2 protein-coding genes are annotated in these 897 nt (G+C 53.7%); both read left to right on the forward strand.

Going from position 1 to position 897, the window contains the following annotated elements:
• The coding region (locus LKK83_RS23395; protein ID WP_324633800.1) for a WD40 repeat domain-containing protein at positions 1-265 on the forward strand (265 nt) is incomplete at its 5' end.
• A 90-nt stretch (positions 266-355) separates the two neighbouring features.
• Positions 356-631 (forward strand): UPF0175 family protein, encoded by a 276-nt coding sequence (locus LKK83_RS23400; protein ID WP_324633801.1) that lies wholly within the window; start codon positions 356-358, stop codon positions 629-631.
• The last annotated feature ends 266 nt before the right edge of the window (positions 632-897 follow it).

An 897-nucleotide genomic window follows, 5' to 3' on the forward strand; every position in this document is an offset into this window, starting at 1 on the left:
CACCGCCTCAGGTGACCGCACCGCCCGGGTGTGGGATTTATCCGGCAACGAATTAGCCCGCTTAGAAGGGCATTCCGGCCCTGTATTGAGCGTCAGTTTTAGCCCAGACGGCAAAACCCTGGCCACCGCCTCAGTTGACTGCACCGCCCGGGTGTGGCGGGTGGAGGGGTTAGAGGAACTGCTGGCGCGGGGGTGCGAGTGGTTGCAATATTACTTTGTGAGTCATCCGCAGGCGCGAGAAAAACTGACGGTCTGTCAGAAGTGAGGGTTGGCAGGCGGGACTTTTCTCTCCGGGGGATTTGCTGCCGCAACCGACCCCCAAGGGTGTTGGTTCCGGTTTAGAGCCAGGGGAGGAGTGGCAGAAGGGCGATTCGATATTATTCAACAGCGACTCAGGGAACAGCGACGCGACGCACTGCTACGGGAAGTGGCGCGATCGCCCTCTCTTTCACCGCGCGATAATCCACCTCCACCCCCAGCAGGATACACCATGAGCGTGATTATTCCCGGCGATATCCTAACGGCGGCTCAGATGAGCGCAGGGCAACTCACACTCGAAATTGCGATAATGCTGTTGGAACGAGATACAATCAGTATTGGAAAAGCCCGGAATTTTGCGGGAATGCACTGACTCGCGTTTCAGCAGAAAAATCGCCCCTAGATTAGGAATTCAAAGAACCGGGCTGCTGGGGGTGTGGTTGCAAGCCAAACCTACCCATTTAATTGAGGCTGTAAAACCGATTATAAAGCGATTGATGTTTGAGGCTGATTTCCGCAACAAGCAAACGAGTGAAACGAATTAATATAAATTGCAGCACATTTGATATCTATCAGTCGTCTTTAGACGACTTAAGCTATGAGCCGGGGGTTTTTAACCCCCTGCGGGTATTAAGCGAT

It is taken from the genome of Phormidium sp. CCY1219 (assembly GCF_035615515.1).
In the GTDB taxonomy this organism is placed as follows: Bacteria; Cyanobacteriota; Cyanobacteriia; order Cyanobacteriales; family Laspinemataceae; genus CCY1219.